This window comes from Pseudomonas sp. PAMC 26793 (assembly GCF_000313235.1).
GTDB lineage: Bacteria > Pseudomonadota > Gammaproteobacteria > Pseudomonadales > Pseudomonadaceae > Aquipseudomonas > Aquipseudomonas yamanorum.
The window spans coordinates 233,200-255,729 of sequence record NZ_AMXG01000045.1 but is presented as its reverse complement, the minus strand read 5'-3'; the positions used below and the strand labels follow the sequence as shown (position 1 = coordinate 255,729).

The following is a 22,530-nucleotide window of genomic DNA, read 5'->3' as shown; positions in this document are numbered from 1 at the left end:
TTTATGACGATGCGCACGAGCAACCAACTGTTCGACGCCTACTTCACTGCCAATAGCATGGCCGAAGTGTTTTGCGACCAAGGGCGCTTGCAGGGCATGCTGGATTTCGAAGCGGCACTGGCCCGGGCCGAGGCTCAGGTCGGGTTGATCCCGCAAGCGGCTGTCGCGCCGATTGCCCAGGCCTGCCTGGCTTCTCTCTACGACGTGGATGCCCTCGGCGAGGCAATTGCCACGGCGGGCAATTCGGCGATTCCGTTGGTCAAGGTCCTTGGCAAATTGATCGCCGGCGAAGATGCCGGTGCCGAGCGTTATGTGCATCTGGGCGCTACCAGCCAGGATGTGATGGACACCGGCCTGGTGCTGCAACTGCGTAGCGCCGTCGAGCTGATCGAACATGACCTGGCACGGTTGGGCGAGATCCTGGCCGCGCAGGCCCAACGCTATGGGACAACTCCCTTGGCTGGCCGCACCTGGTTGCAGCATGCAACACCGGTCACCCTGGGCATGAAGATCGCCGGCTGGCTAGGCGCGGTCACCCGCAGTCGGCAGCGCCTGAGTGAGCTCAAGCCGCGTTTGCTGGTGCTGCAATTTGGCGGTGCTTCGGGAACCCTGGCAGCCCTTGGCGAACAGGCGATGCCGGTGGCACAAGCGCTGGCGGCGGAGTTGCAACTGGGCCTGCCGGAACAACCCTGGCACACCCAGCGCGATCGTCTGGTGGAGTTTGCCTCGGTGCTCGGTTTGATCGCCGGCAGCCTCGGCAAGCTGGGCCGCGACATCAGCCTGCTGATGCAGACCGAAGCGGCGGAAGTGTTCGAACCGTCGGCTCCCGGCAAGGGCGGCTCTTCGACCATGCCCCACAAGCGCAACCCGGTGGGCGCCGCCGTGCTGATCAGTGCCGCCACCCGCGTGCCGGGCCTGGTGGCGACGATGTTCAGCGCGATGCCCCAGGAGCACGAACGCAGCCTGGGCTTGTGGCATGCCGAATGGGAAACCTTGCCGGAAATTTGCCGGCTGGTATCCGGTGCGTTGCACCAGGCGCTGCTGGTAAGTGAAGGGCTGGAAGTCGACCCCGGGCGCATGGCCCAGAATCTGGACCTGACCCAAGGCCTGGTACTGGCTGAAGCGGTCAGCATCGTCCTCGCCCAACGCCTGGGCCGCGAAACCGCGCACCATCTGCTGGAACAGTGCTGCAAACGCGCCGTCGCCGATGGGCGCCACCTGCGGGCGGTGCTGGGGGATGAACCCCAAGTGACTGCCGAGCTTTCGGCGGCCGAACTCGATCGCCTGCTGGACCCGGCGCACTACCTGGGCCAGGCACACACCTGGGTTACCCGGGCCGTGGCCGAACATTTTGCTTTGACTGCCTGAGGAGGCTGCTGTGGGATTTGTACAACTCGCCGATGGCGAACTGAACTACCAACTTGATGGCCCCGAAGACGCACCGGTACTGGTGCTTTCCAACTCCCTGGGCACCGACCTGCACATGTGGGATACCCAGATCGAAGCGTTCACAAAGTACTTCCGGGTGCTGCGGTTCGACACCCGAGGCCACGGCAAATCCCTGGTCACCGAAGGCCCCTACAGCATCGAGCAGTTGGGCCGTGACGTGTTGGCGCTGCTGGACGTACTGGAAATCGAACGCGCGCATTTCTGCGGGTTGTCCATGGGCGGCCTGATCGGACAGTGGCTGGGCATCCATGCGGGTGAGCGTTTGCATCGGTTGGTGGTGTGCAACACCGCAGCCAAAATCGGCACGCCCGAGATCTGGAACCCGCGCATCGAGATGGTCCTGCGCGACGGTTCGGCAGCGATGGTGGCCCTGCGTGACGCATCGATCGCGCGCTGGTTCACTGCCGACTTTGCCGAGGCTCACCCTGACCAGGCCAAGCTGATCACCGACATGCTGGCAGCGACCAATCCCCAGGGTTATGCCGCAAACTGCGCGGCCGTGCGAGACGCGGATTACCGTGAACAAGTGTCGTCGATCAAGGTGCCGACCCTGGTGATTGCCGGCACTGAAGATGCGGTCACACCGCCTTCCGGCGGGCACTTTATCCAGGAGCACGTGAAGGGCGCCGAGTACGCCGAGTTCTACGCCGCGCACCTGTCAAACGTACAGGCCGGGGCCGCGTTCAGCGACCGTGTACTGGAATTTCTGTTAGCCCGCTGAGAGTATCGCCACAGGTTATGTGCCTGTCGTCAAAAATTGCATGAGGAGTTTTTTGTGGACGAGAAACAACGTTATGCCGACGGCCTGCAAGTGCGCCGCGAAGTGCTGGGGGACGCCCATGTCGACCGCAGCCTCAACGCCCTGACCGAGTTCAATAGCGAGTTCCAGGAAATGATCACCCGCCACGCCTGGGGTGATATCTGGACCCGTCCGGGCCTGCCCCGGCATACCCGCAGCCTGATTACCATCGCCATGCTGATCGGCATGAACCGCAGCGAAGAGCTGAAGCTGCACCTGCGGGCCGCCGCGAGTAACGGCGTGACCCGTGCCGAAATCAAGGAAGTGCTGATGCAGAGCGCGATCTATTGCGGGATCCCGGCGGCCAATGCGACGTTTCATTTAGCCGAGTCGGTGTGGGATGAGTTGGGGGTTGAATCGCGCGATCCAGCCTGATTGAACCCCCGCAGGACGCGTCTGCTATGTGTACCGGGTGCGTAACGGGCGTCCCATTTCCTCTCGAAGTGCATTTTCCGTAAAGGGCTTGGGATTGGTTGTTGTGGGTTCGGTTGATCGATGATTGTCGAAGTCAAAAGGCAGCGCAATCGTAGGCAGGCCTACAGCTTGCCGTTCGACGTTGGGTTCGCCGCCGGGGTTCTCCGGGATGCCGGTATCGCCTTCGAGAAAGGTCCCCGTGGCACCGTTATAGGCATGGGCCATTTCATGATAGAGGACGTTGACTGGGACACTGTCTTTATCCAGTGAGTGGGAGGGGTTGTAGTGTATTTCCGCGCCTGTAGCGACCGCGCCGCGCTGATTATGGGTGATGTAGCCCCGGGCTGCGGGCGTTAGTGTTTCAGGGGTATTACCCGCTGCCAAGTGGTTGCGAATAGCCGCGCTATTGAAAAAATACTGACCGTTATCCTCAGGAAACTCAATGATGCGGACGGGCGCATCGTTTCGCTGAGCCGTGGCGTCGGCGGTTCTGAGCATCTTCTTGCCCTGAATAGACATGCTCAGCAGCTCCATATCGTCTTCTACCTGTTGTTTGAACTCGGTAGAACCTTCAACGATATAGCCACTTTTACCTGCCTCACTGGGTTGTGTGTGGACGAGTGTGGAGCCTGGAGTGCGATGAATCTGGTCCGAAGGCTTGGCGTAAATAACGGTGTCATCGTTGTCGGACCTGACAATGTTCTTGTCGCGCCCGGTATAAACCGTGGCGGGGCCGTGAGTGACAATCAGGTTTTCACCCTTGCCTCCGTGTATGACCGCCGGAATGTCTGTGTCATTGCGGGTGACAATCATGAAGTCATGGCCATCACCGCCGTCCATGAACAGGTGCCGCTCAGGGCTGCCCTTGCCTGCCTGCATGCGATCATTGCCGTTATTGCCTTTGAGGATGCTGTTGCCTGAGCCTGCGATCAGCAGGTCATCGCCATCACCGCCAAACGCGACGCCATTGCCGCTCCCGAGCTTGAGATAGTCGTTGCCTGCACCACCGTATAGCCACGTATTGCCCGAGCCCGCCTGGGCGTAATCGTCACCATCGCCCAACTCAACGTAAATATCGTTATCAACCAGTGGATCGATCAGCACGCAATCGTTGCCGCCATTGGTCCTGATCCGCAGGGGTTGGGTTGCACTTCCATCAGGGGAATGAAGCAAGTTCAGTTGATAGGTCGTGTTGTTGATGATGGCGATCAGACTGTTGTCCGGACCTTTTTTGATTATCACCTTGTCGTCTTGATTGGTGGTCTCGATGATGAATTCGTTATTGGTAGCACCTATAGGCTTCCCGTCTTTGCTGACATAGGTGATTTCCTGGTAGATCTTCACATTCTGGTCATGACGCAATATGTCGGAGTTGATGTATTTTTTTCTTTTTTGTCGACAGGATTCTGATCCGTGGTGAGCTTGGAGAGGGAGGAGAAATACATGAAGTCCAAGGGGCGGTCGTGACCGACATACCGGGACGATTTGCTGGTGATTATAACGGGGCCCTGGACTGAGGAATTCGTGGAAGCCGCTGGCAAGGGTGATGTCGACAGCTGACTAACTGTAGGCGAAACAAATAGCGAAGGCGTGTTCATGGGGGTATCTCATTGTGGATATACCCCAGTGAGTGGTGCGGGTTGAGCGTGAGTTCCTGTTTCGGGCGAGCTTGGACAGGGGTAAATGTTACGTGCTCTCATGCAGGCGTTTAATGGGTGTCAGCGTCCCACACCCAATTCCATACCCCTGGTAGATGCACCACTTCGTCGGCGTTCTTCACGGTGCGGGCCATGGCGGCTCGCTGCAGGGCTGCGCGGTCGGTGTAAAACGCCTGCGGGGCGAGGGGTACGCCATTGATATGGGCGCTGTCCACCAGGATTTGCAGGTATTCCTTCAAGTGCCACGCGGTGTAGCGGTTGATGTCGTGGAAGGTCACCACCACGGGGATCACGCCGTCCACCGTCGGCAACTCACCCCGGGCGATGCGTTCGCGCAGCACTGACAGTTGGCGTATCAGGTTTTCCCGTCGGCGGGGGCTGCCGTTGAATACCCAGATCACCCCGTCGTTTGCACTCAGGTCTGTCAGCAGCACATGCATGCCGTGCTGCTGATAGGCGGCGAAGGTGCGCTTGTCGTAATTCCAGAACGGCGGGCGTACCAGCGTGGGCGGCTGGCCGGTGATGGATTCGAGGGTCGACGAACCCAGGCTGAGGTAGTGCTCCAGCTCAGTGGGATTTTGCGAGCGATGATTACTGTGCCACGGGGTCGCGGTGTGGAAGCCCAGTATATGCCCCGCCGCGTGTTCGCGTTCCATGGTCTTGCGGCCCCGCGGGTTGCCGCCGGAACGAGGCGCCTCGGTCTGCAAAAAGAACACCGCCTTGATTCCCGGCTGTATCGGGTTATTCGCCAGGTCCGCCATCACCGAGCGACTGGGGTTCATGAAACCCGAGGCGCTGGGGCCGTCGTCGAACGTCAGCAAAAAGCGGATCGGCGCTTCGGCTTGCAGGCGTTGTTCAGTTTGCGGTGTCAGCGCCAAGGGCGGGCCGATGCAGCCGCTGAGGGCCAAGGCTAATGCGACCGATACGATGGCGAAGTGTTTCATGGAGGACTCGAAAGACGTTGGCTGCTGGGGCGGGTCATCCATGACACGCGCGCACCATACAGCAAGTCTGTCGAGGCTTTACAGCAGGCTTATCGGGTAACTGACGATCAACCGGTTTTCATCAAACTCATTGTTGTTGTAATCCCTGCGCATGCTGGAATTGCGCAGGCGCACATTGAGATTCTTCAATGTTCCGCTCTGCACAACGTAGGCCACTTCAGTTTCCCGTCCCCATTCCTTACCGTCAGTCACCGTGCCGCTGTGTACGTTACTGCCGCTGATATAGCGGTTCATCAGCGTCAGGCCCGGCACGCCAAGGGCGGCGAAGTTGTAGTCATGGCGCACCTGCCAGGATTTTTCCTGGGCATTGTCATAGCTGGAGTTATAGCTGTCGTTGGCCAGGGTGCCGCCGCTGGTGCCGTTGACGCGCATCCAGGCGCTGTTGCCGGTAAGTTTTTGCAGGCCGACGTAGAAGGTGCTGCCGCCGTATCGGGCCGAGAACAGTCCGGACCAGGTCTTGTTGTCGAGGTCACCGGCGCGGGCGCTGCCGTCGTCCTTGCCATAGAAGAACCCGAGGTTGGCGCCCAGGGTCCAGTCGCCTACGGGCTGGCTGTGGATCAGGTTCAGGTATTGCTGGCTGTAGATGTCCTTGAGCTGAGCGTTCCACACGCCGATCTGGGTGCGTTTGTCGTTGAAGGCATATTCGCCGCCCTGGAAGTTGAAGCGGTCGGAGGTAAACGCGGTTTTCCCGAACATCGACATGTCGGTCATGCTGCTGTCGTCCCGCGGGCTGTTGGCGCGGAATTGGCCGCCGTACAGGGTCAGGCCGTCGATCTCCTTGGAGGTGATTTGCCCGCCGCGCAGGGTTTGCGGCAAGGAGCGGCCATCGTCCGAACGCAGGATCGGCAATACCGGCATCCATTCGCCGACTTTCACTTCTGTCTTCGAGATTCGGGCCTTGAACGCGACGCCCAGGCGTCCGAAGTTATCGGCGGGCTCGCCGTCATGGTCCAGCGGCAACAGTTGAGTGCCGCCGGTGCCGCGTCCGCCGTCGAGTTTCTGCGAGTACAAGCCCAGCACGTCCATGCCGAACCCGATGGTGCCCTGGGTGAAGCCGGACCTGGCGTCGAGAATGAAACTTTGGGTCCACTCCTGGGCGCCGCCCTGGGCTTTGGTCGGGTTGGTGAAGTTGCGGTTGAAGAAGAAGTTTCTCAGGTTGAGGTTAGCGCTGGCGTCTTCGAGAAAGCCGTGTTCCTCCGCGACGACGGGGAGGGCAAGGCTGGCCACAGCGGTTGCCAGCAGGAGCCGGCGCGGGTTGAAAGTGCTCATGGTGTTGGACCTGTTGTTATTGGGGTTATGCAGGTGGCGGCCATGGTGCGGGGCAGTATGGGGGCGATGAAAGTGGGGGAAAGCGGGTTGTGGGCGATGATCGAACGCAAAGTAGGGGCGTAAAAAAACCGCTTCCTGTGCGGGAAGCGGTTTTTGTTTACTGCGCCACTATCAGAACAACTTCAAGGGCGGCGCTTCTTCTTTCAACGGCTCGTTCTTCGCGGTCTGCTCGTTCCAGCCACCACCGAGGGCCTTGTACAGGTTGACCTCGCTGTTGAGCTGCGCCAGGCGATCGGTGATCAGCGACTGCTGGGCACTGAACAGTTGGCGCTGGGCATCGAGGAACGTCAGGTTACTGTCGACACCAATGCGGTAGCGACGCTCGGCCAGGCGGTAGTAATCCTGGTTGGCGGCGACGAAGCCACGTTGGGCGTCCAGTTGCTGCTTGTAGGTCTCGCGGGCGGCGAGGCCGTCGGAGACTTCCTGGAAGGCGGTCTGGATCGCTTTCTCGTAGTTGGCGACGTTGATCTCTTTCTGGATTTTCGAGTAATCCAGGCTGGCGCGCAGGCTGCCGGCGTTGAAGATCGGGATGTTGATCTGCGGTGCAAACGACCAGGTGCCCGAACCGCCCTTGAACAGGCCGCCCAGGGTCGGGCTCGCGGTACCGGCGCTGGCGGTCAGGCTGATGCTCGGGAAGAACGCGGCCCGTGCTGCGCCGATGTTGGCGTTGGCCGCCTTGAGGTTGTACTCGGCCTGCAGGATGTCGGGACGGCGTTGCAGCAGGTCCGACGGCAGGCCGGCCGGTACTTCGCTCAACAGGTCATCAGACAATGGCCGGCTGGCGATGTTCGCCGGCAGGCCGGTGCCCAGCAGCAGGGTCAGGCTGTTTTCGTCCTGAGCCACCTGGCGGGTATAGCGCGCCAGTGCAACCCGGGCGTTTTCCACCGAGGTGCGGGCCTGGCTCAGGTCCAGGGCCGATGCCACGCCGACTTCATTGCTGCGCGAGGTCAGTTTGAAGCTCTGCTCGTACGCGCCCAGGGTGTCCTGGGTGAGCTTGAGCAGCTCCTTGTCGGCCTGCCAGGTCAGGTAGGCGTTGGCCACGCTGGCCACCAGGCTGATCTGGGTGGTGCGACGCGCTTCTTCAGTGGCGAAGTATTGTTGCAGCGCTTGTTCGCTCAGGCTGCGGACGCGGCCGAACAGGTCCAGCTCATAGGAGCTGATCCCCAGGCCAGCCGAATACTGGCTGGAGATGGTCGATTCGCCGGTCTGGGACAGCTTGGCCGGGGTACGCGAGCGGCTGCCGCTGCCCGTGGCCGAGATTGCCGGGAACAGGTCGGCACGCTGGATCTGGTACTGCGCGGCATACGCGTCGATGTTCAGGGCCGCGACACGCAGGTCGCGGTTGTTCACCAGTGCAGTCTGGATCAGCTGTTGCAGGGCAGGGTCATGGAAAAACTGCTTCCAGCCTTGCTCGGCAGCGGCCTGGCCAGGCGCCTGGGCCGACGAATACGCCGGCCCCTGCGGGAACTGCGCGGCTACCGGCGCTTCAGGGCGCTGGTAGTCCGGGATCAGCGAGCAGCCACTGAGCACGAATGCTGTGACCGCTAAGGAAAGTAGCGACTTGCTCATTGGCCAGCCTCTTTAGGAGTTTGCTTGGTTTCAGTCTTTTTACGCTCGCCAGCGGAGGACACGGTTGCGAAGAACAGGGGTACCCAGAAGATCGCGAGGACCGTGGCGGTGATCATACCGCCAATTACGCCCGTACCGATGGCGTGCTGGCTACCTGAGCCTGCACCGGTGGAAATCGCCAGGGGCAGTACGCCGAGCATGAACGCCATGGACGTCATGATGATCGGTCGCAGACGCATGCGAGATGCCTCGATGGCCGACTCGACGATGCCTTTGCCCTGTTCGTGGAGCTCTTTGGCGAACTCCACGATCAGGATGGCGTTTTTCGCTGCCAGGCCCACCGTCACCAACAGGCCTACCTGGAAGAACACGTCGTTGGACAGTCCCCGCAGGCTGGTGGCCATCAACGCACCGATCACACCCAGCGGTACCACCAGAATCACCGCAATCGGGATCGACCAGCTTTCGTACAGTGCCGCAAGGCAGAGGAACACTACCAGCAGCGACAGGGCGTACAGCGCAGGTGCCTGGGAGCCGGACAGACGTTCTTCGTACGACAGGCCGGTCCACGCATAACCGACACCCGCCGGCAGGTCCTTGGCAATGCGCTCGACTTCTGTCATCGCGTCACCGGTACTGTAGCCAGGTGCCGGAGTACCGAGGATTTCCATCGCGGCTACACCGTTGTAGCGCGAGAGTTTCGGCGAACCGTAGATCCACTTGCCCGACGAGATGGCCGACATTGGCACCATCTTCCCGGAGGTGCTGCGCACGTACCATTTGTCCAGGTCTTCCGGGGACATCCGGCTGAAAGCGTCGCCCTGCACATACACTTTCTTCACACGACCACGGTCGATGAAGTCGTTGACGTAGCTGCCACCCAGGGCGATGGCCAAGGTCTGCTGGATGTCTGCCAGGCTGATGCCCAAGGCACTTGCCTTCTCGTCGTCGACGCTGAGCTCGTATTGCGGTTCATCGTTCACGCCGTTGGGGCGCACACCTGCCAGGATCTTGCTTTGTGCCGCTGCGCCAAGGAACTGGTTGCGTGCAGCCATCAGCTTGTCGTGACCGACGCCGCCCTGGTCTTGCAGGAATACGTCGAAACCGGTGGCGTTACCCAACTCCAGAACCGAAGGCGGCACAATGGCATATACCATGGCGTCCTTGAACGTCTGGGAGAAGTAACCTTGGGCGCGCTTGGCAATCTCGAATACCGAGTTGGATGCGTCGCGCTCCTCCCATGACTTGAGCATCACGAAGGCCAGGCCAGAGCTCTGACCACGACCGGCGAAGTTGAAGCCGTTTACGGTAAATACCGATTTTACGCCTTTGCCTTCGCCCGGCTCGCCTTCCTTGTCGTTCAGCAGGTAGGCACGCATATCGTCGATGACTGTCTGCGTGCGCTCCGCCGAAGAACCGACCGGCGTCTGTACCTGAGCGAAGATCACGCCCTGGTCTTCATCGGGCAGGAAGGCGGCAGGGATGCGCATGAACAGCCAGATCATGCCGGCCAGGATCAGCGCGTAGACCAGGAACGCCGGGATCTTGTGCTTGATCATGTTGCCGACGCCGCGTTCGTAGCTCAATACGCCGCGGTCGAAGGTACGGTTGAACCAGCCGAAGAAACCGCGCTTGGGTTGGCCGTGTTTTTCCGGGTCGATCGGCTTGAGCATGGTGGCGCACAAGGCCGGGGTGAAAATCAGCGCAACCAGTACCGACAACGCCATCGCCGAAACAATGGTGATGGAGAACTGCTTGTAGATCACACCGGTGGAGCCGCCGAAGAATGCCATCGGCAGCAGTACTGCCGACAGCACCAGCGCGATACCTACCAGGGCGCCCTGGATCTGGCCCATGGACTTGACCGTCGCCTCTTTAGGCGACAAGTGCTCCTCGGCCATGACTCGTTCGACGTTTTCCACCACAACGATGGCATCGTCCACCAGCAAGCCGATGGCCAGGATCATGCCGAACATGGTCAGGGTGTTGATGGTGAAGCCGAACGCAGCCAGGATCCCGAAGGTACCCAGCAACACTACCGGCACGGTCATGGTGGTGATGATGGTGGCGCGGAAGTTTTGCAGGAACAGGAACATCACCAGGAACACCAGCACGATCGCTTCGACCAAGGTGTCAACCACACCGGAGATCGATTCGGTCACCACTGGGGTGGTGTCATACGGCACCACAGCTTTCATGCCTGGCGGGAAGAACGGCTCCAGGGACGCTACAGTGGCGCGGATGGCCTTGCCGGTGTCCAGCGCGTTAGCACCGGCCGCCAGCTTGATCGCCATACCGGATGCCGGCTTGCCGTTGAACTGTGCAGCGATGCTGTAGTTCTGACCGCCCAACTCGATACGGGCAACATCCTTCAGGCGTACCTGTGAGCCGTCGGTATTGACCTTCATCAGGATATTGCCGAACTGCTCTGCAGACTGCAGGCGGGTCTTGCCGATGATGGTTGCGTTCAACTGGGTGCCGGGCACGGCAGGCAGGCCGCCGAGTTGGCCGGTAGCCACTTGCACGTTCTGTGCGGAGATCGCTGTGCTGACATCCACCGGCGTGAGCTGGTAGTTGTTCAGCTTGGCCGGGTCGAGCCAGATACGCATGGCGTACTGCGAACCGAACACCTGGAAGTCACCTACACCGGCGGTCCGCGAAATCGGGTCCTGGATGTTGGATACGATGTAGTTGGACAGGTCGTCCTTGGTCATGCTGCCGTCTTCGGACACCAGACCGATCACCATCAGGAAGTTCTTCACCGACTTGGTTACGCGGATACCCTGCTGCTGCACTTCTTGCGGCAGCAGTGGGGTCGCCAGGTTCAACTTGTTCTGCACCTGAACCTGGGCGATATCCGGGTTGGTACCCTGGTTGAACGTCACGGTGATGGTCATGCTGCCGTCGGAGTTACTGTCCGAGGAAACATAACGCAGGTTGTCGATACCGTTGAGCTGTTGCTCGATAACCTGCACCACGGTGTCCTGCACGGTTTGTGCGGACGCGCCCGGGTAGGTCACCTGAATATCAATGGCGGTTGGCGCAATGGCCGGGTACTGGTTGATGGGCAACTTCAGGATCGACAGTGCCCCGACCAGCATGATCACCAGGGCAATTACCCAGGCGAAAATGGGACGGTCGATAAAAAATTTCGACATGGATTACTCCCCTTTACCAGCATCGGCAGCAGGCGCTGCAGCAGTGCCGGCGGGTTTAGCGTTGTCAGCGTCCTTGACCTTGACTTCGATGCCCGGCTTGATGAATTGCAAGCCTTCGGTGATCACGCGGTCACCAGCGTCCAGGCCTTTTTCCACCAGCCAGTAGGCGCCGGAAGTGCGGTTGGCCACTAGGACACGTTGCTCGACCTTGTTGTCCTTGTTCACGATCAGTGCCGTCGGTACACCCTTGAGGTCACGAGTGACGCCTTGTTGCGGAGCCAGGATGGCCTTGCTGTTCACGCCGGCTTGCAGCTGGGCGTGTACGAACATGCCTGGCAGAAGGGTGTGATCCGGGTTCGGGAACACGGCACGCAGGGTCACGGAACCGGTGGTCTGGTCGACCGAGACTTCGGAGAACTCCAGCTTGCCGTCCAGCTTGTAGGCGCTGCCGTCTTCCAGGGTCAGCTTGACCTTGGCCGCGTTTTCGCCGGCTTTTTCCAGTTGGCCGCTTTCCAGGTCGCGACGCAGTTTCAGCATCTCGGCGGAGGACTGCGTAACGTCGACGTAGATCGGGTCCAGTTGCTGGATCACCGCCATCGCGTCGGTCTGGCCATTGCTGACCAGCGCGCCTTCGGTGACCGAAGAACGGCCGATACGTCCGGAGATCGGGGCAAAGACCTTGGTGTAGCGCACGTTGATCTGGGCCGTTTGCACATTGGCTTCAGAGGTCATGCGGTTGGACACGGCGGTGTCGTATTCCTGACGGCTGACGGCTTGCTCGTCGACCAATTGCTTGTAGCGATCGGCAATCGACTTGGTCTGGGCCAGGTTGGCCTGGGCGCTTTTCAGGGAGGCGTCATACACCGACGGATCGATCTGATAGAGCTGCTGGCCTTCCTTGACGTCGCCCCCTTCCTTGAACAGACGCTTGAGAATGATGCCGTTGACCTGAGGGCGAACCTCGGCAATGCGATAGGCCGTGGTGCGGCCTGGCAGCTCGGATGTCAGGGTAAAGGCTTGAGGTTGAATAGTGACCACGCCGACCTGAGGGGTTTGAGCGGGCGGAGCCGCTTCTTCCTTTTTACATCCGCTGAGCAGCGATGCCAGGGCGACGGCAGTAACCAGGGCGGTAACAGCTGGCTTAAGTTGCATGAAGATCCTCGGGTCAGGCGCGCAGGGTGCGCACAAGAAGTGTGGAAGGGTAAAAAACAGGCACTGAGTAGATAAGTAGCTTGCTACGCAATATACTTACGTTCATGGTTGTTTGTAAACTATTGACAGGCTTCGCGCAATGTTGACAAAGCAACGTGCAAAGCCTCGATTCTAGTACGTTCGGCGCCCTTGACGGTGTCGTCCCACAATTATTCAGATGATGGTTACCGGCTCTTGAATTGCCGTTACCTATCGCCCCAGGATTCCTGATTGAGGTTTTACTGCCATGGTTCGTCGTACCAAAGAGGAAGCTCAGGAAACGCGCAGCCAGATTCTTGAAGCGGCCGAGCAAGCCTTTTACGAGCGCGGGGTTGCGCGTACCACACTGGCGGATATCGCCGCGCTGGCAGGCGTGACGCGCGGTGCCATCTACTGGCACTTCAGCAACAAGGCCGATCTGGTGCAGGCGATGCTCGATACCCTGCACGAGCCGCTGGATGAATTGGCCAGGGCCAGTGAGAGCGAGGACGAGGTCGATCCGCTGGGTTGCATGCGCAAGCTGCTGATTCATCTGTTCCATCAAGTGGCCCTGGACCCGAAGACCCGGCGCATCAATGAGATTTTGTTTCATAAGTGCGAATTCACCGATGAAATGTGTGATCTGCGCCGTCAGCGGCAGACCGCCAGCCTTGAATGCAACCTGCGCATCGGGCTGACCCTGCGTAACGCGGTCCATCGCGGGCAGCTTCCGGAGAATCTCGACACCGTACGTGCGGCGGTGTGCATGCACGCCTATATCGACGGAATTCTCGGCCAATGGCTGCTGGTACCCGACAGTTTTCAGTTGGCCCAGGATGCAGAGCGGTGGGTCGATATCGCGTTGGACATGCTGCGCTTGAGCCCTGGCCTGCGCAATTAAGACAAAATGCGTAATTGCGACCAGTTGTGTCAACAATAAAGGCCAAGGGAGATCAACCGGACTGTTCCCTGATTTTGTGGGTGACTTTATATACGGGCTGGCGGGTGGTTGATAGGTAGTTTGCTAAGTATTTTGTAGCAATATTGTTGCAAGGCTGTGAAGGAGTGTTTCCCGCACCATCTGTAGGAGCGAGCTTGCTCGCGAAGATCGTCAACGATAACGCAGGCATTCTGGATTAAAGCGTCACCTGGGCGTTTTCGCGAGCAAGCTCGCTCCTACAGGGAATGTTTCCCGCCGCCCATAAAAAAGCCCCGGCTCTCGCAAGCCGGGGCTTTTTCGTTTCAGCAGATCAGAGTGCCAGGGTTGGATAGTCGATGTAGCCGACCGGGCCTTTGGCGTAGAACGTCTCTGGGTGTGCTTCGTTCAGCGGCGCGTCGGCCTTCAGGCGAGCGGGCAGGTCCGGGTTGGCGATGAACGGCACGCCAAACGCTACGGCGTCAGCTTTGCCGGAGGCCAGCCAGGCGTTGGCGCTGTCCTTGGTGAAGCGTTCGTTGGCGATGTACGGGCCGCCGAAAGCTGCTTTCAGTTGTGGGCCGAGGCTGTCGCCTGCTTCCTTTTCACGGGAGCAGATGAACGCGATGCCACGCTTGCCCAGCTCTTTGGCGACGTAGGTGAAGGTTTCCGACAGGTTGGCGTCGCCCATGTCGTGTGCGTCGGCACGTGGTGCCAAGTGCACACCGACACGACCGGCGCCCCAGACTTCAATCACGGCGTCAGTGACTTCGAGCAGCAAGCGTGCCCGGTTTTCCAGGGAGCCACCGTAGTTGTCGGTGCGCTGGTTGGTGCTGCTTTGCAGGAACTGGTCGAGCAGGTAGCCGTTCGCACCGTGGACTTCAACGCCGTCAAAGCCGGCGGCCTTGGCGTTCTCGGCACCTACGCGGTAGGCGTCGACGATATCGGCGATTTCAGCGATTTCCAGGGCACGCGGAGTAGGGTAGTCGGCCAGCGGACGCACCAGGCTGACGTGGCCCTTGGCGGCGATGGCGCTTGGGGCAACCGGTGCTTCGCCGTCCAGGTACGACTCGTGGGAGATCCGGCCCACGTGCCACAGTTGCAGGAAGATCTTGCCGCCTGCACCGTGCACGGCTTTGGTCACATTGGCCCAGCCGCGCACCTGGTCGTTGGACCAGATGCCCGGGGTGTCCGGGTAACCCACGCCCATTGGCGTCACGGAAGTCGCTTCGCTGAGAATCAGGCCGGCGGAAGCGCGTTGTACGTAGTATTCAGCCATCAGCGCATTGGGTACGCGACCGGCGTCGGCACGGCAGCGGGTCAGCGGCGCCATGATGATGCGGTTCGACAGTTCCAGGTCGCCCAGTTTGATCGGATCGAAAATAGTCGTCATGGGATAACACCCTTCTGTTTAGTTGATCAGTTAGTCGCGGGGGCCAGGTCGGCATTGCCGGTCTGACGGAAAGTAATCAGGGTCACCAGCAGAGCGAGCACCGCCAGTGCTGCAGCGGCCAGGGGCACGCTGGTCAGGCCGAAACCATGGGCAATCACGCTGCCGCCTACCCAGGCGCCGAGGGCGTTGCCGATGTTGAAGGCGCCGATATTCAGGGTGGACACCAGATTCGGTGCCGCCTTGCCGAAGGTCACCACGTTGATTTGCAGCGCCGGTACGGCGGCAAACGAGGCGGTGGCCCAGAGGAACAGGGTGATTTCAGTCGGGATCACGGCGACGCTGGTCCAGGTCAGGACCGTGGACACCACCGCCATGCTGATGAACACGCCAATCAAGGTGGCGGCCAGGCGCTTGTCGGCCAGCTTGCCGCCGATGATGTTGCCGACGGTCAGGCCCAGGCCGATCAGCAGCAGGGTCCAGGTCACGCCTTTGGGCGAGACGCCAGTGACATCCCCCAGCAGCGGTGCGACGTAGGTAAAGAGGGTGAACATCGAGGCGGCGAATAGCGCGGTCATGCTCAGCGACAGCCAGATCCCGGCGCCTTTGAGCGCTCTCAGCTCGGCACGCATGTCGAGTTTTTCCTCGTCACGCTTGGCTGGCAGGAAGCGGATCAGGCCGATCAGGGCGATTATCCCAATCACCGTCACTGCCCAGAAGGTCGAGCGCCAGCCGGCTTCCTGACCCAGCGCGGTGCCCAGCGGTACGCCGAGCACGTTAGCCAGGGTCAAGCCGGTGAACATCAGCGCCACGGCCGAAGCACGCTTGTTGGCCGGCACCAGGTTGGCGGCGACCACCGAACCGATACCAAAGAAGGCGCCGTGGCACAGCGCGGTGACCACACGGGCAAACATCAGCACGTTGTAGTCGCTGGCCAGGGCGCAGAGCAGGTTGCCGACGATGAAGATGCCCATCAACGCTACCAGGGCGGCCTTGCGCGGCAGCTTGGCGGTGGCCAGTGCCATGAACGGCGCACCGATGGCCACGCCCAGGGCGTAACCGGTCACCAGCCAGCCGGCGCCGGGAATCGATACACCGAGGTCGGCCGCCACATCGGGCAACAGGCCCATGATGACGAACTCGGTGGTACCGATGGCGAAGGCGCTTAAGGCCAGGATGAGTAGCGAGAGAGGCATGGGTGAGTCCTTGTTACAGCGGTGCGCTGAGTTCTTCGGTGAGCGCTTTGAGGAAGGCTTGGATCACGTCCTCATTGCGTTTGAAAAAGTGCCATTGGCCGGCCTTCTGGCTGCTGATCAGCCCCGCCCGTTGCAGGTTCGCCAGGTGCGCCGAGACGGTGGACTGGGACAGCCCGCAGCGCTGGTCGATCTGCCCGGCGCAAATGCCATGCTCGTGGTGGTGGATCTGATCGGGGAATTGCGTCTTCGGGTCTTTCAGCCAGTTGAGGATGTCTCGCCGTACTGGGTGCGCCAGGGCTTTTATTATTTCGTCGAGGTCGATGGACATGGCAGTGATGCTCAAATTTGTAAAACGTTATATCGCGATGAGGCGAACCTTAAATCGTTGTATCCCGATATACCAATATGATTTTGGTCTTAAACCAGATTAAATCGGTATATCGGGTTATAACGATACGTTGACGGCAGTGCTAAACTGCGCGCCATGAATTATCTCGCACATCTGCACCTTGGCGGCCAACTTCCTGCTCAATTGCTCGGCAGCCTGTATGGCGACTTTGTTAAAGGTCGCCTGCAAGGCCAGTTCAGCCCGCAAATCGAGTCGGCGATTCAGTTGCATCGCTCAATTGATCGCTACACCGACAGCCACCCGCTGATCGGGGAGGCGCTGTCGCGCTTCACGCTGACCCGACGCCGCTACGCCGGGATCGTCCTCGATGTGTTTTTCGACCATTGCCTGGCGCGGGATTGGGCGTTATATGCCGATCAGCCTCTGGAGCGTTTTACCTCCCAGGTTTACCGGGTGCTCGCCGAAGAGCCGGCGCTGCCGGGTCGGCTGGCGCAGATTGCGCCGTACATGGCGGCGGATGACTGGCTGGGTTCGTACCGGGAATTTGCGGTGATGGAGCAGGTACTGCGGGGAATTGGCCGGCGCCTGACACGGCCCGAAGAACTGGGCCATGCCATGCAGGAATTGCGAGCGCTGTATGAACCGTTGAGCGAGGACTTCCGGGTGTTTTACCCAGAGTTGCAGCGGTTCTCAAATAGCCAGTTGGCAATACAACTATAAATGTGGGAGCGGGCTTGCTCGCGAAAGCGGTGGGTCCGCGAATGAATCTGCTGACTGATACACCGCCTTCGCGAGCAAGCCCGCTCCCACATTTTCACCGTGCTCGCCTTAGGCCGCGAATGCTGGCCGCGCTGGCATTTGCTCAGCTTCTGGAAGGGGGCCAAACAACGCCTTCTGCACCGCCTGCTGCGCCTGGAACGCCAGCGCCGCACGCTCCTGCCCGGCGCAGGCAATCGGCTTGAGCAGATGAATTTCCACATCGCCCTGGTCATTGCCAAACAACCGCATCAAGTGCGAGAGCAAATCATCATCGCCAATGAAGGGTGCCAGAGGGTCGATTTTGCCGTCGCGCAGATAACGAATCGCCACTGGTTGCAACGACACGTCGGCATCAATTGCACTGGCCAGTAAGCGCCCATGAAAAGTACGCAGGGTGCGGCCATCGGTGGTGGTGCCTTCCGGGAACATCAACAGCGGGTGTTTTTGTTCCAGGTGACGCGTCATCTGTTTGCGGATCAACTGGCTGTCACCTGAACCACGACGGATAAACAGGCTGCCGGCCTTGGCTGCCAACCAACCCGCCACCGGCCAGGTGCGTACCTCGGCCTTGGACAGGAACGACATCGGCGCCACCATCCCCAGCAGCGGAATGTCGGTCCACGACACATGGTTGCTGACCCACAACATGGATTGCTGCGGCAACTCACCGTGAACGGTTACGCGAAAGGGCAGGGCGTTGGTCAACCGCGCCATGAAAAACCGCGACCAGCGTTGCCGGCGCACCATCGAGTTGGCCACGCCCAAACGCTCAAATACGCCAAACACACTGGCCATGGTCAAACCCAGGGCCACCACCACCAGCACGCGGGCAATTCGCCCGTACACCCGAAGGCGGCTCATCACATGGCCGCCTTGAAGTGGCGGGCATAACGCGGGCACAGTTCGTCGCGCTTGAGCAGGATGAACACGTCGGCCACCTGGAAGTCTTCGTCCCAGCACGGTTCGCCGCAAATCTTTGCGCCCAGGCGCATATAGGCCTTGAGCAGGGGCGGCATTTCAGCGATGACGTTGGACGGCAGGTCCAGCGCTGGCAGCGGCTTTTTCGGTTCGGCCCGCAGGTGTTCGTTGCACAGGTAGCGTTCGCGCAGGCGCTGCATGATCGCGTGGGCCTGGATGCCGCCGTCGTGCATCGGGATGCTCGCGCAGCCCATCAGGTAGCTGTAGCCGCCCTGGTTGAGCACCTCGGCCAACTCGCCCCACAACACCGCGATGGTGCCGCCGTTGCGGTAGGCGGGGTCGACGCAGGTGCGGCCGATTTCCAGGATTGGGCCCTTGAGGTGGAGCAGGCCGTGGAGGCTGAATTCTTCTTCACTGTAGAAGCGGCCCAGGGTGCTGGCGGCCTGGTGGTCGAGCAAACGGGTGGTGGCGACGAGTCGACCGCTGTTCAAATCCCGCACGCCGATGTGGCTGCAGTGAACATCATAGTCATCCATGTCCAGGCCCAGTTCCGCGCCTTTCAGCTTGGCGTTGAATTCGCCGCTGAATACGTTGAATCGCAGGGCCTGGGCTTCCTGCAAAGCCTGGGCGCCGATCAGGCGTTCGGCTTGCAGACGGCGTTCATTGCCGGTGTCGCTGATGCGGGCGATCTGAGTCATGGCGAGTCTCCGAGTGCCGGCCAGGGTTGCGGCCAGTCGACTTGTTTGTGCCATGTCAGGCTATGTAGGGCCGGTGTCATCTCCATGAAGTTACGGTGACGCTTAGATGACAGGCGTTTCGCCGGTGGGGGCTGTGTTTTTTGTGTACATATCCGTTATTTAGGTAACGGCCGCCTATGGTTCCGCTCTTACAGCGGGTCACTTTTTTACAAACGCCTAAAAAAGTAACCAAAAAACGCTTTGCCCCACCACTCGGTGCCTCGCCTAGGCTCGGCATGCCCGCACTCCGGCCCGATTCCGCGGGCCGCCGCGACGGGCCATCCATGGCCCGGCGCGGCTAAATCGGCATCCTTGCCGATTTACCCGCTCCACCGTGCCTACTTGCGGCCATCGTGGTTAACGGGGCCCGCAGATCAAGATCAAAAGCAAGAGCACAGCGGCCTACCGGCCGGCTTGAGTGTTAAAAGCAGAGGCAAGATCCAGAGCGGAAGCAGAGCTGCTTTTCTGTGGGAGCAGGCTTGCTCGCGAAAAACCTGAGAGCGCCGCGTTCATCCAGAATGCCAGCGTCATCGTTAACGACCTTCGCGAGCAAGCCCGCTCCCACATTTGGACCGTGCCCGCTTTAGCTTTTGATTGTGCTGTTGCTCTAAAACACTCAAGCCGGCCGGTAGGCCGCTGTGCTCTTGCTTTTGATCTTGATCTTAGGCGCCCCGTTAAACCACGCTGGCCGAACGCAGGCTTTGGAGCGTGGGTAACCCGGCAGGACGCCGGGTTAGCCGCGCTGGGCCAAGGATGGCCCATCGCGGCGGCCCGCGGAATCGGGCCGGAGTGCGGGCATGCCGAGCCTAGGCGAGGAGCCGAGTGGTGGGGCAAGAGCGTTTTGCTTACTTTTGCGCTCTTCAAAAGTGAGCCGCTGTAAGAGCGGAACCATAAGCCGCCGTTACCCGAATAACGGATATGTACTCCCCCCAGGGGCCCGTAACAAAACCGTCATCCCCCTGGGCTAGCCTCGCGGGCTTGAATGCCCTGAGTCTCAACGTCCATGTTCAAAGGCCTCCTATACGCCGCGCTGCTGTTCACCCTGACAGCCCACGCCGAAACCTGGCCGGAGAAGGATTGGTCCCAAGGCCAGCCCCTGACCGGCCCGGCCGCCAAGGCCTTGGATGACTACGCCTTCCCACCCCGCGACGACACCACCCGCAAAGGCATCCGCACCGACGCCTTGCTGGTCATCCGTGACGGGCAGATCATCTACGAACGCTACGCCGCCCCCACCACCGCCAACACCCCGCACTTGACCTGGTCCATCAGCAAAAGCCTGATGGCCACCGTACTCGGCGTGGCATTCGGCGAAAACCGCTTCAAACTCAGCGACCCCGCCGCTCGCTTTTACCCACCCATGAAACAACACCCAAGGGTGACCATGGCCGACCTCCTGCACTGGGCCTCGGGCCTCGACTGGCAGGAAGACTACGAATTCGCCCCGCTGAAATCCTCGGTGGTGGCAATGCTCTACACCCGCGGCCGCCACGACATGGCCGAATTCAGCGCCGACACCACCACCTTCAGCGCCCCCGGTCAGGCATTCCGCTATTCCAGCGGCGACAGCAATATCCTGTCCGCCACCCTCAAAGGCATGCTCGGCCACAAGGCCTACGTCGACTACCCATGGACCGCCCTGTTCCAGCCGCTGGGCATCCGCAACGCCACCTGGGAAAGTGACGCCGACGAAACCTTCGTCGCCTCTTCATACGCCTACCTCACCGCCCGCGACCTGGCGCGCGTCGGCCTGCTGATGCAGCGCGACGGTCGCTGGGGCGAGCGCCAGTTACTGCCCAAGGAGTGGATCGCGTTCAATCGCCAACCCTTCGACCACTACAAGCCCGGCCAGGACGAAGCCGTCCCCGGCGGCCAATGGTGGCTCAACCGCGAAGTGCAGGGCGCCGCCAAACCCTGGCCGGACGCGCCCGCCGACACCTTCGCCGCCCTTGGCCACTGGGGTCAGGCGCTCTACGTGATGCCCGATGAGCACCTGGTGATCGTGCGCTACGGCGACGACCGCGACGGTAGCTATCGCCATAACGAACTCCTCAAGCGCGTCCTCGCGGCGGTGCAACCATGATCCGCCGTCATCCCTTCATCAGCCTGTTGATCCTGCTGCTACTCATGTTGCTCGGCTGGGTCTGGCACGAGCGGGTCAACCTGCAAGCCTTCCCCGACATCATCGCCGCCTACACCGCCAAGGAGTACTGCTCTTGCCGGTATGTGGAAGGCAATCCCGCTGATTATTGCCTGGGTTATGTGAAGCAATACGTGCCCACCAGCGCCTTCGCCGACAACCCGGAAAAACACCGGGTGACCGCCAGCGGCCTGGGCCGCACCCACAGTGCCCAATGGCTGGGCCAACGCGAGGGCTGCCGACTCACGCCATGAGGTTCCACAGGGTGGAACCACCTTTGATTGTCCTCCTGCGCACATCGCGGTTATCTGGCGGTGTGCAACGAACAAGAACGGGAACACCCGCCTGCGAGGAGAATCACCATGAGCCCACACCAGCACATCCTGGATTGGCTGAGCGATGTCGTCAGCGACCTGCACGCCGTGCGTCAGGACATTCACGCCCACCCCGAACTGGGCTTTGAAGAAAACCGCACCTCGGCCCTCGTGGCGCAATCCCTGCGAAGCTGGGGCTATGAAGTCCACACTGGTATCGGCCAGACCGGCGTGGTCGGTGTGCTGCGCAATGGCAGCAGCGCGCGCAAGCTGGGGATTCGTGCCGACATGGATGCCTTGCCGATCATCGAAAACACCGGCGCCAGCTACAGCAGCCAACACGCCGGCTGCATGCACGCCTGCGGCCACGACGGCCACACCACCATGCTGCTGGGCGCCGCCCGTTACCTGGCCGCGACCCGTCAATTCGACGGCACCCTGAACCTGATTTTCCAGCCCGCCGAAGAAGGCCAGGGCGGCGCCGAAGCCATGCTCGCCGACGGCTTGCTGGAACGTTTTCCCTGCGACGCACTGTTCGGCATGCACAACATGCCGGGCTTGCCCGCTGGCCATCTGGGCCTGCGGGTCGGACCGATGATGGCCTCCCAGGACTTGCTCACCGTGACCCTCGAAGGTGTCGGCGGCCACGGTTCCATGCCGCACCTAACGGTGGACCCGCTGGTGGCCGCCGCCAGTATGGTCATGGCGTTGCAGACCGTGGTGGCGCGCAATATCAATGCCCAGGAAGCCGCCGTGGTGACCGTCGGTGCCCTGCAAGCGGGCCAGGCGGCCAACGTGATTCCCCAGCAAGCACTGTTGCGTTTGAGCCTGCGGGCCCTGGATGCAAACGTGCGTGAATTGATGCTGGAGCGGGTCAAGGCGATCATCCTGACCCAGGCCGCGAGCTTCGGCTGCACCGCGCAGATCGAACATCGGCCGGCCTATCCGGTGCTGGTTAACCACGCCGAAGAAACCGAATTCGCTCGGCAGGTCGGTGTCGCCTTGTTGGGTGAGGACGCCGTCGACGGCAACACCACCAAGCTGATGGGCAGCGAAGACTTCGCCTGGATGCTGCAACGTTGCCCCGGCAGCTACCTGTTTATCGGTAACGGCGTCTCGCGGCCGATGGTCCACAACCCCGCCTATGACTTCAACGACGACATCCTGTTGACCGGCGCCGCCTACTGGGGCGCGCTGGCCGAGAGCTGGCTCAAGCCCGCCTGACGACCTCTTTTTTCTGCCGCTGGACCCTTTCCCAACAGGT

Annotated in this window: 19 protein-coding genes; 8 read left to right on the top strand and 11 right to left on the bottom strand. The window is 60.8% G+C overall.

Annotated features, from left to right (window positions below):
• Positions 1-3: 3 nt before the first annotated feature.
• From D109_RS0125255 to pcaC, 3 genes are read left to right on the top strand one after another with little or no spacing between them, the layout of a single operon-like run.
• A complete protein-coding gene (locus D109_RS0125255) occupies positions 4-1,368 on the top strand; it encodes a 3-carboxy-cis,cis-muconate cycloisomerase (RefSeq protein WP_017479337.1) in 1,365 nt (454 codons plus the stop codon).
• 10 nt (positions 1,369-1,378) lie between these two features.
• Positions 1,379-2,170 carry a 3-oxoadipate enol-lactonase gene (pcaD, locus tag D109_RS0125250; protein ID WP_017479336.1) on the top strand — a complete coding sequence of 264 codons (792 nt, stop codon included), beginning with the start codon at positions 1,379-1,381 and terminating at the stop codon, positions 2,168-2,170.
• A gap of 54 nt (positions 2,171-2,224) precedes the next feature.
• The gene (gene pcaC / locus D109_RS0125245) at positions 2,225-2,623 is read left to right on the top strand and encodes a 4-carboxymuconolactone decarboxylase (protein WP_017479335.1); all 399 of its coding nucleotides are present in this window, start codon (positions 2,225-2,227) and stop codon (positions 2,621-2,623) included.
• A 24-nt stretch (positions 2,624-2,647) separates the two neighbouring features.
• On the opposite strand, the gene D109_RS0125240 is transcribed toward pcaC, so the two are convergent.
• The 6 genes from D109_RS0125240 to D109_RS0125210 all read right to left on the bottom strand — a co-directional run bounded on the left by D109_RS0125240 (position 2,648) and on the right by D109_RS0125210 (position 12,532).
• Positions 2,648-4,006: a M91 family zinc metallopeptidase gene (locus D109_RS0125240; RefSeq protein WP_017479334.1), complete on the bottom strand. Its 1,359-nt coding sequence runs from the start codon at positions 4,004-4,006 to the stop codon at positions 2,648-2,650.
• 364 nt (positions 4,007-4,370) lie between these two features.
• Complete coding sequence (locus D109_RS0125235) at positions 4,371-5,264, bottom strand: polysaccharide deacetylase family protein (protein WP_017479333.1); 894 nt, start codon at positions 5,262-5,264, stop codon at positions 4,371-4,373.
• Positions 5,265-5,342: 78 nt separating this feature from the next.
• Complete coding sequence (locus D109_RS0125230) at positions 5,343-6,593, bottom strand: OprD family porin (RefSeq protein ID WP_017479332.1); 1,251 nt, start codon at positions 6,591-6,593, stop codon at positions 5,343-5,345.
• Positions 6,594-6,764: 171 nt separating this feature from the next.
• Positions 6,765-8,222, bottom strand: coding sequence for an AdeC/AdeK/OprM family multidrug efflux complex outer membrane factor (adeC, locus tag D109_RS0125220; protein ID WP_017479330.1), 1,458 nt, complete (start codon positions 8,220-8,222; stop codon positions 6,765-6,767).
• On the bottom strand, positions 8,219-11,380 hold the full coding sequence (locus tag D109_RS0125215) for an efflux RND transporter permease subunit (protein ID WP_017479329.1): 3,162 nt from the start codon (positions 11,378-11,380) through the stop codon (positions 8,219-8,221). The genes adeC and D109_RS0125215 overlap by 4 nt, the downstream gene beginning before the upstream one ends.
• A gap of 3 nt (positions 11,381-11,383) precedes the next feature.
• Positions 11,384-12,532 carry an efflux RND transporter periplasmic adaptor subunit gene (locus D109_RS0125210; protein ID WP_017479328.1) on the bottom strand — a complete coding sequence of 383 codons (1,149 nt, stop codon included), beginning with the start codon at positions 12,530-12,532 and terminating at the stop codon, positions 11,384-11,386.
• A 286-nt stretch (positions 12,533-12,818) separates the two neighbouring features.
• On the opposite strand from D109_RS0125210, the gene D109_RS0125205 reads away from it, so the two are divergent.
• The gene (locus tag D109_RS0125205) at positions 12,819-13,451 is read left to right on the top strand and encodes a TetR family transcriptional regulator (RefSeq protein WP_003219798.1); all 633 of its coding nucleotides are present in this window, start codon (positions 12,819-12,821) and stop codon (positions 13,449-13,451) included.
• A 349-nt stretch (positions 13,452-13,800) separates the two neighbouring features.
• Here the strand turns inward: D109_RS0125205 and D109_RS0125200 are convergent, their stop codons facing one another.
• Genes D109_RS0125200 through D109_RS0125190 form a run of 3 tightly spaced genes read right to left on the bottom strand, consistent with a single transcriptional unit; the run spans position 13,801 to position 16,377 of the window.
• Positions 13,801-14,856 carry an alkene reductase gene (locus D109_RS0125200; protein ID WP_017479327.1) on the bottom strand — a complete coding sequence of 352 codons (1,056 nt, stop codon included), beginning with the start codon at positions 14,854-14,856 and terminating at the stop codon, positions 13,801-13,803.
• 26 nt (positions 14,857-14,882) lie between these two features.
• Positions 14,883-16,049 (bottom strand): MFS transporter, encoded by a 1,167-nt coding sequence (locus D109_RS0125195; RefSeq protein WP_017479326.1) that lies wholly within the window; start codon positions 16,047-16,049, stop codon positions 14,883-14,885.
• A gap of 13 nt (positions 16,050-16,062) precedes the next feature.
• Positions 16,063-16,377, bottom strand: coding sequence for a helix-turn-helix transcriptional regulator (locus tag D109_RS0125190; RefSeq protein WP_017479325.1), 315 nt, complete (start codon positions 16,375-16,377; stop codon positions 16,063-16,065).
• Positions 16,378-16,533: 156 nt separating this feature from the next.
• Between D109_RS0125190 and D109_RS0125185 the strand changes: the two genes are divergently transcribed.
• The gene (locus tag D109_RS0125185; RefSeq protein WP_017479324.1) at positions 16,534-17,118 is read left to right on the top strand and encodes an ACP phosphodiesterase; all 585 of its coding nucleotides are present in this window, start codon (positions 16,534-16,536) and stop codon (positions 17,116-17,118) included.
• Positions 17,119-17,226: 108 nt separating this feature from the next.
• Here D109_RS0125185 and D109_RS0125180 read toward each other — a convergent pair whose 3' ends face one another.
• Positions 17,227-18,018: a lysophospholipid acyltransferase family protein gene (locus D109_RS0125180; RefSeq protein ID WP_017479323.1), complete on the bottom strand. Its 792-nt coding sequence runs from the start codon at positions 18,016-18,018 to the stop codon at positions 17,227-17,229.
• The gene (olsB, locus tag D109_RS0125175) at positions 18,018-18,773 is read right to left on the bottom strand and encodes an L-ornithine N(alpha)-acyltransferase (protein WP_010176659.1); all 756 of its coding nucleotides are present in this window, start codon (positions 18,771-18,773) and stop codon (positions 18,018-18,020) included. The genes D109_RS0125180 and olsB overlap by 1 nt, the downstream gene beginning before the upstream one ends.
• A gap of 1,042 nt (positions 18,774-19,815) precedes the next feature.
• Between olsB and D109_RS0125170 the strand changes: the two genes are divergently transcribed.
• From D109_RS0125170 to D109_RS0125160, 3 genes are all read left to right on the top strand, one after another.
• Entirely contained in the window at positions 19,816-20,895 is a 1,080-nt protein-coding gene (locus tag D109_RS0125170; RefSeq protein WP_017479322.1) for a serine hydrolase, read from the top strand.
• Positions 20,892-21,206, top strand: a complete 315-nt coding sequence (locus D109_RS0125165) for a hypothetical protein (protein ID WP_017479321.1) — start codon at positions 20,892-20,894, stop codon at positions 21,204-21,206. Before D109_RS0125170 ends, D109_RS0125165 begins: the two co-directional genes overlap by 4 nt.
• Before the next feature lie 108 nt (positions 21,207-21,314).
• Entirely contained in the window at positions 21,315-22,490 is a 1,176-nt protein-coding gene (locus tag D109_RS0125160; protein ID WP_017479320.1) for a M20 aminoacylase family protein, read from the top strand.
• Positions 22,491-22,530: the final 40 nt, after the last annotated feature.

Excerpts from the sequence above, each read along its gene's own strand:
- D109_RS0125255 (WP_017479337.1), top strand. The coding sequence starts at position 4 with ATGACGATGCGCACGAGCAACCAACTGTTCGACGCCTACTTCACTGCC.
- D109_RS0125235 (WP_017479333.1), bottom strand. The coding sequence starts at position 5,264 with ATGAAACACTTCGCCATCGTATCGGTCGCATTAGCCTTGGCCCTCAGC.
- D109_RS0125230 (WP_017479332.1), bottom strand. The coding sequence starts at position 6,593 with ATGAGCACTTTCAACCCGCGCCGGCTCCTGCTGGCAACCGCTGTGGCC.
- adeC (WP_017479330.1), bottom strand. The coding sequence starts at position 8,222 with ATGAGCAAGTCGCTACTTTCCTTAGCGGTCACAGCATTCGTGCTCAGT.
- D109_RS0125215 (WP_017479329.1), bottom strand. The coding sequence starts at position 11,380 with ATGTCGAAATTTTTTATCGACCGTCCCATTTTCGCCTGGGTAATTGCC.
- D109_RS0125210 (WP_017479328.1), bottom strand. The coding sequence starts at position 12,532 with ATGCAACTTAAGCCAGCTGTTACCGCCCTGGTTACTGCCGTCGCCCTG.
- D109_RS0125205 (WP_003219798.1), top strand. The coding sequence starts at position 12,819 with ATGGTTCGTCGTACCAAAGAGGAAGCTCAGGAAACGCGCAGCCAGATT.
- D109_RS0125200 (WP_017479327.1), bottom strand. The coding sequence starts at position 14,856 with ATGACGACTATTTTCGATCCGATCAAACTGGGCGACCTGGAACTGTCG.
- D109_RS0125195 (WP_017479326.1), bottom strand. The coding sequence starts at position 16,049 with ATGCCTCTCTCGCTACTCATCCTGGCCTTAAGCGCCTTCGCCATCGGT.
- D109_RS0125190 (WP_017479325.1), bottom strand. The coding sequence starts at position 16,377 with ATGTCCATCGACCTCGACGAAATAATAAAAGCCCTGGCGCACCCAGTA.
- D109_RS0125185 (WP_017479324.1), top strand. The coding sequence starts at position 16,534 with ATGAATTATCTCGCACATCTGCACCTTGGCGGCCAACTTCCTGCTCAA.
- D109_RS0125180 (WP_017479323.1), bottom strand. The coding sequence starts at position 18,018 with ATGAGCCGCCTTCGGGTGTACGGGCGAATTGCCCGCGTGCTGGTGGTG.
- olsB (WP_010176659.1), bottom strand. The coding sequence starts at position 18,773 with ATGACTCAGATCGCCCGCATCAGCGACACCGGCAATGAACGCCGTCTG.
- D109_RS0125170 (WP_017479322.1), top strand. The coding sequence starts at position 19,816 with ATGTTCAAAGGCCTCCTATACGCCGCGCTGCTGTTCACCCTGACAGCC.
- D109_RS0125165 (WP_017479321.1), top strand. The coding sequence starts at position 20,892 with ATGATCCGCCGTCATCCCTTCATCAGCCTGTTGATCCTGCTGCTACTC.
- D109_RS0125160 (WP_017479320.1), top strand. The coding sequence starts at position 21,315 with ATGAGCCCACACCAGCACATCCTGGATTGGCTGAGCGATGTCGTCAGC.